The organism is Aerococcus sp. L_32, from assembly GCF_050689315.1.
Genome location: NZ_JBOEQF010000077.1, coordinates 1 through 10207 on the forward strand (window position 1 = coordinate 1; position 10207 = coordinate 10207).

Below are 10207 nucleotides of genomic sequence, written 5' to 3' on the forward strand. Positions count from 1 at the left end.
TTCGGTGATCGCGTAAAAGATTCAGCAGCTGACGCTTACGACTATGCTGTAGGCCAAGCAAAATCATTTACAAAATAAATCGAAAATAAATGCCTCCAATTGCTATGCTTAATAGTGGTTGGGGGTATTTTTTATTTTATCCAGAATGACATTACCCCTTGAAACTGGTACACTTATGAATATGAGATTTCAAAAAGAAGGGTGAAATAATGATGAGAATTGGTTATCAAGGCATACCGGGGGCTTATAGCGAGGCGGCAACGATTGCTTTTGTACACGAACAGTTGCATGTTGAGATTGAGGATGAACGTTTAGAAATCGTCTCTTACGATGACTTTAAACCCATGGTAGATGACTTAGTGGCTGAAAAAGTAGACCGAATTGTCATGCCAATTGAAAATTCGACAACAGGCTTGATTGCACGAACAATGGATATTATCCGTTACCAACCCGTCCTAGCAAAATATGAACACTACCAACCAGTAAACCATGTTTTATGGGGTTTACCAGGTGCTGACATTCATCAAGTGACGAAAGTTTACTCTCATCCAGAAGCTTTGACCCAATGTAAATTATTATTTGACCGCTATCCAAACATGGCACCAGTGGCCTATATCGATACAGCTGTTTCTGCTGAATTTATTGTGCAAGAAGATGACCCAACGAAAGCAGCGATTGCCAGCCCTCGTGCGGGTGAATTGCACGGTTTACAAGCGCTAGAACCAGCAGCATACGACGAATCAGGGAATATGACGCGGTTTTTAGTCTTTGAACGATACGACAATATCGATATGACCAATACTCATGACAAGATCATGTTATATATTGAAACACCGCATGAACCAGGTGCTTTGGCCAAGTTACTACAGGTATTAGATGTTTACCGGATCAACTTGGACGGATTAAATGCCCGTCCAATCCCAATGAAACCCTTCCGTTACGGCTTCTTTATTGAAGCAGACCCAAGCAATATGATTGGGGACTTAGAGTCATTAGAGAAAATTTTAAAAGCATTATCAACCCATATTCAAGTGGTAGCGCAATTTAAACAAAATCGTTAGATTAACGACACGAGTGCCTTTTTCCAAAATAATATTATTATAAAATAAACCGCTTACATGTTACAATGAACTTGTATAGACAGATAGGATATAGGAGGAATTTTCATGGATAAACGTAAGGTAATTATTGATACGGACCCAGGAATTGACGATGCGGCGGCCTTGATGACGGCCTTGTCGGACGATAGCTTGGAAATTTTAGGTTTCACCACGGTTGCCGGGAATAAGGGATTGGATATGACCACCACGAATGCGGTTCGGGTATCTACTTATTTTGATGGTCGCGTGAAGATCTATCCAGGCGCTGACAACGATTATACCTCTTTAAAAGAGAACAAACCACCAAGAGAGAATGCGACTGGGAATATCCATGGATCGAACGGAATGGGTGGCGTTGATTTCCCCTATGATGAAAGTTTGATTCAAGACCAACATGCAGTTGACTTCATTCTTGAGCAAGTTAAAGCACATCCTGGTGAAATCGATTTAATCACATTAGGACCACTAACGAATATTGCTTTGGCCGTTGAAAAAGACTTAGGGACCATGAAACAAGTCCGGTCAATCATGTCTATGGGTGGGGCTGCTTTTGATGGGAACACCAACCCGGTAGCGGAATTTAACTACTGGTTTGACCCCGTTTCAGTTGATATCGTCTATCAAGCCTTGGGCGAAACTGTCCCGATTACAATGGTTGGTTTAGACGTGACGAGACCGTCCCTCTTGGATATGAACGACTTAGAATTTATCCGTCAAGCAGGCGGTGAACTAGGCGACATGATCCGTCAAATGTTCGACGATTATGTCTTGAACTCATTTGAAAATGAAGGCAAAATTGGGATCGTCATCCATGACCTAGTAGCAGTTGTTGGCTACCTGCACCCAGAAATTTTGACCGAAGTCTACCATACTAACTTGGTCATTGAAACTAAAGGTGAGTATACTTACGGACAGACCGTCATTGACTTTGAGGAGCGTACTGACCGACCAAAAAATGTCTACATCGCAATGGATATCGACCTTGAAGCCTATAAAGCCCACGTAATTTCAACCCTATTTGGCGAAGACAAATACCATCAATACCTAGACATGCTGGATTAACTTCTAGCGAAAAGGACACACAAAATTAAGCTAGATAAGTAGGTGACGGAAATGTACAAGTTCGAATTTATTTCCGCTGACATTCAAAATAAAATCCACCAGGGCATCTACCCTGTAGGCCGGTTACTTCCGAGTGAAAATGACCTGGCCAAGACTTACGACGTATCGCGCGAAACTATTCGAAAAGCGCAGAAAAGATTGGAAGACACCGGTTTTATCCAGAAGAAACAAGGTAAAGGGGCTATCGTCCTAGACTTTGCCCGGTTTTCTTTTCCTATATCCGGTTTAACTTCCTACAAGGAATTGCAAGAATCCCAACACTTCCAAACTGCAACCCAAGTTTTGAGTAATAAACGGGTAGCGGCACCTGACTTTCTCGTCGGTGAAGACGGGGTAGACGCGGGCGAACCCTTCATCCACTTGATTCGGGCCCGTGAAATGGAAGGGGAAACGGTCATTGTTGACCACGACTACCTCCGCGTATCCGTTATCCAAGGCGGGGTGCCAGATGAAATCGCGGAAGTGTCCATTTATCAATACTTTGAACAAGAATTAGATTTACAAATATCCTTTGCCAATAAGGAAATTGTGGCCAAAAAGGCGGATGATATAGATCAAAAAGAAATGGCCATTGGCCCAGATGATTTTATCATCCAGGTCAACAGCCATGTATACTTAGAAGATGCCACCTTTTTTCAATATACCTCATCCCACCACCGAATTGACAAATTTAGATTTGCGGAATTTGCGCGCCGGACGGCTCATTAAATCGTGCGCTAATTTGGGATAGATAGGACAACTACCCTCAATCAGCCTTGTTTGGCCAAGTTGAGGGTGTTTTTCTTCAGCATTCAGTATTGGATTTTAGCTGATGATCGAACGATCAAATTAGAGCGACACTTATATCTGTGTTAGGGCTTTAAACTTTTTCTAGGGGTGGTCAATTTGCTGTCTTTTCCACCGAGAACGCTCAAAGGGCTATAAAAGTATACATGTAATTATAGTCGCAAAAAAGGAGTTGGAAAAATCCAACTCCTTTTCGTTTACCCATTTTTAAGGGGTGTAAGTATCCTATTTCGAAAGGAATGCAACTGTTTCATATGGTCCTAGTTCGAATGAGGCTGTCATTTTATCTAAATCACCATTACCTAATAACTTGTCATAGTCACGGGTTAAATCAACACTTTCAGGTAGGTCAACTTGACTGGTACCAGGGTAGAAGTGTGAGAAGACATACAAGATTTGGTCGTCGTAAGTCCGATAGTAAGCTAATACTTCTGGATGGTCGTTCAGTAATTCGTGGTAAGCACCGTCTTGGATAATCGGCAGTTCATGGCGCAATTGAATTAATTTTTGATAGTACGGGAAGATTTTACCTGATTCAAGTTCCTTCTTCACGTTGATATCTTTGTAGTTATCAGCTACTTTCAACCATGGTGTACCAGTGGTAAATCCAGCGTTTTCTGAATCATCCCATTGCATTGGGGTCCGGCTAGTATCGCGGGACTTAAATTTAATAATTTCCATCGCTTCTTCTTCAGAAACACCTTTATCTAATAAGATTTGGTAGTTGTTGAAGGTTTCGATGTCATTGTAGTCGTTGATGTCGTCGAAATCTGGGTTGGTCATACCAATTTCTTCCCCTTCAAAGATGTAGGGGGTACCGCGCATCATGTGAATAGTTTGGGCAAGCATGGTAGTTGTTTCGTATGGATATTTTTCGGTGTCACCGAAACGAGAGTTAGCGCGTGGTTGGTCATGGTTGTTCCAGAATAGGGCATTCCAACCGTTGCCATCTGACATGCCTTTTTGCCATTCGTTTAAAATGTCTTTTAAAGATTGGAAGTCGAAATCAACTTTAGACCATTTTTCGCCATCTTTGTAATCGACTTTTAAATGGTGGAAGGAGAAGATCATAGCTAATTTGTCTTCTTCAGGATTGGTATAACGGACACCATCTTCAACTGTTGTAGAGGACATTTCACCTACTGTGACAAAGCCTTCAATATCGCCAAAGGTTGATTTGGCCATTTCCCGAATCCAAGTGTGTGAATTTTCTGTATCCGTATATAACCGTTTCTCTTGGGTAGAACTTGGGCCACCAGTTGAGTCTTCTAGGATCTCGCTCTTACCAATCACGTTCATCACATCAAAGCGGATACCGCCAACCCCCTTGTCGATCCAGAAGCGGATAACATCGAATAGGGCTTCGCGCACTTTTGGATGATGCCAATTTAGGTCAGCCTGGGTCACGTCGAAGAGGTGCAGGTAGTAATTGCCAGTGTCGCCAAATGGTTCCCAAGCAGGGCCACCGAATTTAGATTCCCAGTTTGTTGGCAAAGACCCGTCTTCTTGAGCGGGCTGAATGTAATAGAAGTCTTGATAGTATTCGTCGCCAGCTAGGGCTTTTTGGAACCACTCGTGTTCAGTAGAAGAGTGGTTTAAAGGCATATCCAGCATCAGGTCGATACCACGTTTTTTTCCTTCACGGGCTAATTCTTCAAAATCATCCATAGTCCCAAAACGTGGGTCAATGGCTGTGTAGTCTGAAATGTCATAACCATTATCGTTTTGTGGCGATGGATAGAAGGGGTTCATCCAAATCATGTCGACACCTAGTGTTTCTAGGTAGTCTAATTTTTCAATGATACCTCTAAGATCACCAATACCGTCCCCATCTGTGTCGTTAAAAGACTTTGGATAAATTTGATATATTACCTTTTTCCCTAAATCATTTGTCATTGTGTCTTCCTCCTTTTTAGAAAAAAAGCTCGCCCAGGGGCATCCAAGGCGAGCGTGAAACTTGAATCTATCTGGCTAATGCTAGAACTTGATATTGAAATCGATTTTGTTATTAGCTAGGAAACCAGTTTTCTTAAATACAATTGTCAATGCGAATGGTACAACGATGGCGATGGCCATAGCTAGTAAGAACCAACCCCAGTATTGGAATTGAATCGCTAGGATGCCAGGTAAACCACCAACCCCGATTGAGTTAGCTGTAATGCCAACTGTTGTTGAAAGTAAACCAGCTAAACCTGAACCAATCATCGCTGCAATAAATGGGTAAACATATTTAATGGTTACACCGAACATTGCTGGTTCAGTTACCCCTAAGTAAGCTGATACAGCAGATGGAATGGTAATTTGACTTTCTTTCTCATCTTGACGAGTTGTCCACCAAATTGCCATAACCGCAGATGCTTGTGCAATATTTGATAGGGCGATCATTGGCCATAAACCAGTACCACCAAAGTCAGCCACTAACTGCGTATCAATCGCGTTTGTCATATGGTGTAAACCAGTAATTACAAGTGGAGAGTATAGGGCACCGAAGATTAGACCGAATAACCAAGAAACAGGTCCAGTTAAACCAGCGTACACAACACTAGAAATCCAAGTACCTACAGTCCAACCGATTGGACCTAAAACTGTATGCGCCAAGATAATGGCAGGTACTAATGATAAGAATGGCACGAAAATCATTGAAATCATCTCTGGGATGTATTTACGCCAGAATTTTTCAAGCCAAGCAAGTGATAGACCTGCGAACATGGCCGGTAATACTTGGGCTTGGTAACCAATCATATCTAATTGGAAGAAACCGAAGTCCCATTGTGGTACTTCACCAGCTAAGATAGCGTCTGGTGCAGCATAAGCATTTAGTAATTGTGGTGAAACTAATGTGATACCTAATACGATACCAAGAATTTGCGTGGTACCCATTTTACGTGTTACAGACCATGTAATCCCAACTGGTAAGAAGTGGAAAATGGCTTCACCCGGTAACCAAAGGAAACTATTCACGCCGGCCCAGAATGTTGAAACATCAACAATCGTGTTGTATTGAGGTGTACCATCACCCATCGTTTGTGCAACACCATCAACAATTTTCTGCCCGAGGAACTCCATTGGCACCCCTTCAAGCACGTTACGGAAGCCTAAAATTAGACCCCCAACGATAATTGCTGGAATAATTGGTGCAAATACTTCAGCCAAGAAAGTCATGGCTTTTTGAATCCAGTTTTGTTGTTGGTCAGCTGCTGCAGCTTTCACCGCTTCTTTTGACGTACCAGAAACACCAGAAACCACTTCAAATTCATTGTAAAAATCTGCTACCTTGTTCCCGATAATAACTTGGAATTGACCAGATTGGGTAAATGTCCCTTTAACAGAAGGGATGTCTTCAATAGCTTTAACATCCGCTTGTTTAGGATCATTTAATACAAACCGCATACGCGTCGCACAGTGTGTAACGGCGTTGATATTTTCCTTGCCTCCAATGTCATCCAGTAAAGATTTAGCATCTTGTTTAAAATCACTCATTTTTCTTCCTCCTCTATAACGAAAAATGCCACATGAAATCCAACCGATAATTGCAAACTTGTCTATACAAGTTATCTACGAGGTCATTATATAATGATAACGGTTTCAAATCAAGTCAAATCACTCAATCAAAAAATTTTTTTTATAGGACTATAGTTAATAGGAAGAAAGTAGTTAAAAAGTCCGGCAAGCCCCACCTATCAGTTGGTTGTAAGCCTTGGTAGTGGTATGATTATGACAAGTTTTAGACCGAAATGAGGTGTGGAATGTCAGAAGAAAAGGATACAAAATTCAATACACTTGACGTGGACCAAGTTGCTTTTATGGAGGCAGCGATTGAAGAAGCGAAGAAGGCAGCAGCTATTGGTGAAGTGCCAATTGGGGCAGTTGTCGTCTACCAGGGGGAAATCATCGGGCGTGGCCATAACTTACGTGAGACCAGCCAGGATGCAACAACCCATGCGGAAATCCTCGCTATACAAGAAGCCAACCGTAATAGGGCATCGTGGCGGCTAGCGGATGCAGACTTGTATGTGACGTTAGAACCCTGTCCCATGTGTTCGGGTGCCATGATACAAAGTCGTATCAAACATGTCTATTTTGGCGCTTACGATCAAAAGGGTGGCACGGCAGGAACCTTGATGAATTTACTGGATGATAGTCGGTTTAACCATCAAGTTGAAGTCATTGGGGGTGTCATGCATGACGAATGTAAGGCACTTTTACAAGAGTTTTTTATTGAATTACGCAAGAAACGCAAAAATTCAAGCCGTAAACCAAAAGTAGAAAACTAAGCGAGATGTCAAAATACTAAAAAATAAGACATTGTGATTTATTTAGCGTTTACATTTAAAAAAAGCGTTTTCTTTGTTATAATTAAGTCGTTATAACGCTTTTAGGGGGTGAATTGGGTGTCCAGCAAAACTTTAGCACAAATTGTCGATACTGAGAAAGCAACGCAAGCACTAAGTGATAAATATACAAGTAAGCGAGAAAGTTTATTAGAAGACAAGAATCGCAAATTAAGCCAAATGGCGTCTGAAAAAGATGCAATCTTGAAAGATTATCAAGAAACGCAGCGTGCCGAGAATGAAAAAGTTTTACAAGCGTACAAATCTGAAGAAAATGCGAAGAACGATCAAGAGATTGAGGAAATTGAGAATCAATTCCAAGCCGCTTTGCCATCTTTAGTCTCACTTGTAATTGAGGAGGTGAAAAATAGCTATGGCAATCGCTAAAATGCAAAAAGTATCGATTGTAACGGCGCCAAGTAACAAGGACCAATTGTTATATACCTTACAAACGATGCAAAATATACAAGTTAGTGACCTTTCTTTAAAGGTAACCGGCCAAGACTTTACCTTCAATAATAATTACCAAAGTAATCAAGATTACCAAGTCATCTATGAACGCGGACGCGAAGTATTACATTATCTAAGTCAATACCAACAAAAGGTATCTTTAAAAGATAAAATTACGGCCAAACGCCCACAAATGACCATGGATGAACTACATGAAACTGTGGATGAAGCAGCAGCTTTACAATTGATAGAACAAGTCGAAGCCTTAAGACAAAAGCGTAATGACATTCAAGACCAACGCCAACGGATTGAAGATGAACAAACAACCATCGCTAAATGGCGAGCACTAGATGTCGATCCAAAATCACTACAAGAATTAAAACTATTCGATGTTCGTCTAGGAACAATTCCAAATGACGAAAACCGTTACCACTGGCAACAATTAAAAGCCATAGATGACGTAGCCGTTGAAGAAGTGTTTGCTAACGAGAATGAAATTGGCGTCGCAGTCGTTGCCTTACCAGGTCACCACGACAACTTGCAAGCAAAACTTGCAGAAAATTATTTCTCTGAAGTGGATTTCAATTACGGACAAACCCCAGAAGAGATATTCCAAACATTGGAAAGTGATCGGAAACAACTCATCAAAGATGAGGAAGCCGTTGTGAAAGATATTAAAAGCATGCAAGAATCTAAAGCCACTATTCAATTAGCGGTAGAAGAATTCTTTAACCGTAGTCAACGTGCAAATGCAGCTCAGCTTTCATATGATAACCAACAGCTATCTTTATTCAGTGGTTGGGTTGAAGAAGCACAGGTTGAAAACTTGCAAGCAGTTTTAGAGGAAACCTTTGATCCACAATCACTGGCAGTAATTCTAGAAGAAACCACTGAGCAAGAAGTAAAAGAAGATGAAGTGCCTATTAAATTGCACAACGCTTCGATTGTAGAGCCGTTTGAAATGATTACAGAAATGTACTCATTACCAAATTACCGGGAAAAAGATCCAACAAACTGGGTAGCCGGGTTCTACATGTTATTCTTCGCTATGATGATGGGTGACTTTGGTTACGGTCTATTGCTTTGGATTGGGACATTCTTTGCCTTGAAAGTAATGGATTTACGGAAAGGTACCAAACGATTTGTAAAATTTGGTTATATCCTATCATATCCGACGATGTTAATTGGTCTAGCTTATGGATCCCTATTCGGTGAAGCTTTACCATTCGGTTTGATCAATCCAACTGAGGATGCCTTAGTCTTGATGATCATTTCATTAGCGATTGGGTACATTCATATCTTTGTCGGTCTATGCTTGAACACCAAGTTACAATTGAGTCGTAAAGACTATGCCTCAGCATACAATGACGGGATGGGCTGGTTAGGCCTACTAGTTGCCTTAGCCATCGGTATCGCCGGTTTTGTGATGAGTATGGACATCCTGATTACAGTAGCCACTTGGTTAGCCATCGCTTCAGCAGCGGGTATTGTATTAGTCCCAATGTTTACTAACGACAACAAAGCAGTTGGTGGTGTTGTTGGATTGTATAACTTATACGGTGTATCTTCGTATGTAGGAGATTTCGTTTCTTATACACGACTAATGGCTTTAGGTATTTCAGGTGGGGCAATCGCCATGTCCTTTAATATCTTGTTCACCATCTTGCCAGTGCCTGTTCGTTTTACAGCGGGTATTTTGATGATTATCGCCTTACAATTATTTAACATGTTCTTATCATTACTATCTGCCTACGTTCATAGTATGCGTTTAGTATTCGTTGAGTTCTTTGGTAAGTTTTATGAAGGTGGCGGACGTGCCTTTAAGCCGATTCGCACACTACAAGAGTTTGTTTCTCTAAAAGACGTAGAAGAAAATTAATTAAAAGACAACAAAATGGAGGTTTTTAAATAATGAATACATGGTTTGAATTTTTTGTGGAAAACGGCGGCCAAATCTTTGCGATGGCCGGAATCGCAGTAGCAGTTATATTCTCTGGTATGGGTTCTGCTCGTGGTGTTGGTGAAACCGGTGCGGCTGCAGCTGCCTTGGTTAAAGACCAACCTGAAAAATTTGCGCAAACATTAATCTTACAACTATTACCTGGTACGCAAGGTTTATACGGTTTCGTTATCGGGATCATGATTTACTTACAGTTAGGTTCAGGATTAGACTTAACTCAAGGTTTACTCTACTTTGTAGCTGGTATTCCTATCGGTTTAGTAGGTTTAATTTCAGCACGTTGGCAAGGGCATACTGCAACAGCAGGTATACAAATTCTAGCGAAACGTCCTGAAAACGTATCTAACGCAATCATCTACGCTATCATGGTTGAAACTTACGCGATCTTAGCATTCGTTATCTCTCTATTATTAGTACTTTCTGTTGGTTAATCACTAATCAAGTAGAAAAACCAAAAT

Annotated in this window: 9 protein-coding genes; 7 read left to right on the forward strand and 2 right to left on the reverse strand. The window is 41.1% G+C overall.

Annotated features, from left to right (window positions below):
* The first annotated feature begins 209 nt into the window (after nt 1-209).
* The 3 genes from ACRCJ0_RS06670 to treR all read left to right on the forward strand — a co-directional run bounded on the left by ACRCJ0_RS06670 (nt 210) and on the right by treR (nt 2930).
* Entirely contained in the window at nt 210-1061 is an 852-nt protein-coding gene (locus ACRCJ0_RS06670) for a prephenate dehydratase (RefSeq protein WP_419971686.1), read from the forward strand.
* 105 nt (nt 1062-1166) lie between these two features.
* On the forward strand, nt 1167-2162 hold the full coding sequence (locus ACRCJ0_RS06675; RefSeq protein ID WP_417893962.1) for a nucleoside hydrolase: 996 nt from the start codon (nt 1167-1169) through the stop codon (nt 2160-2162).
* 51 nt (nt 2163-2213) lie between these two features.
* Nucleotides 2214-2930: a trehalose operon repressor gene (gene treR / locus ACRCJ0_RS06680; RefSeq protein ID WP_417893961.1), complete on the forward strand. Its 717-nt coding sequence runs from the start codon at nt 2214-2216 to the stop codon at nt 2928-2930.
* Nucleotides 2931-3233: 303 nt separating this feature from the next.
* On the opposite strand, the gene treC is transcribed toward treR, so the two are convergent.
* The gene (gene treC, locus ACRCJ0_RS06685) at nt 3234-4904 is read right to left on the reverse strand and encodes an alpha,alpha-phosphotrehalase (protein WP_417893960.1); all 1671 of its coding nucleotides are present in this window, start codon (nt 4902-4904) and stop codon (nt 3234-3236) included.
* 81 nt (nt 4905-4985) lie between these two features.
* Entirely contained in the window at nt 4986-6488 is a 1503-nt protein-coding gene (gene treP / locus ACRCJ0_RS06690; protein ID WP_417893959.1) for a PTS system trehalose-specific EIIBC component, read from the reverse strand.
* A 266-nt stretch (nt 6489-6754) separates the two neighbouring features.
* Here treP and tadA point away from each other — a divergent pair, with 266 nt between their 5' ends.
* The 4 genes from tadA to ACRCJ0_RS06710 all read left to right on the forward strand — a co-directional run bounded on the left by tadA (nt 6755) and on the right by ACRCJ0_RS06710 (nt 10180).
* Complete coding sequence (tadA, locus tag ACRCJ0_RS06695) at nt 6755-7282, forward strand: tRNA adenosine(34) deaminase TadA (protein ID WP_279098002.1); 528 nt, start codon at nt 6755-6757, stop codon at nt 7280-7282.
* A gap of 117 nt (nt 7283-7399) precedes the next feature.
* Nucleotides 7400-7726 (forward strand): hypothetical protein, encoded by a 327-nt coding sequence (locus ACRCJ0_RS06700; RefSeq protein ID WP_417893958.1) that lies wholly within the window; start codon nt 7400-7402, stop codon nt 7724-7726.
* Complete coding sequence (locus ACRCJ0_RS06705; protein WP_417893957.1) at nt 7713-9668, forward strand: V-type ATP synthase subunit I; 1956 nt, start codon at nt 7713-7715, stop codon at nt 9666-9668. Before ACRCJ0_RS06700 ends, ACRCJ0_RS06705 begins: the two co-directional genes overlap by 14 nt.
* A gap of 32 nt (nt 9669-9700) precedes the next feature.
* Nucleotides 9701-10180, forward strand: a complete 480-nt coding sequence (locus ACRCJ0_RS06710) for a V-type ATP synthase subunit K (RefSeq protein WP_417893956.1) — start codon at nt 9701-9703, stop codon at nt 10178-10180.
* Nucleotides 10181-10207: the final 27 nt, after the last annotated feature.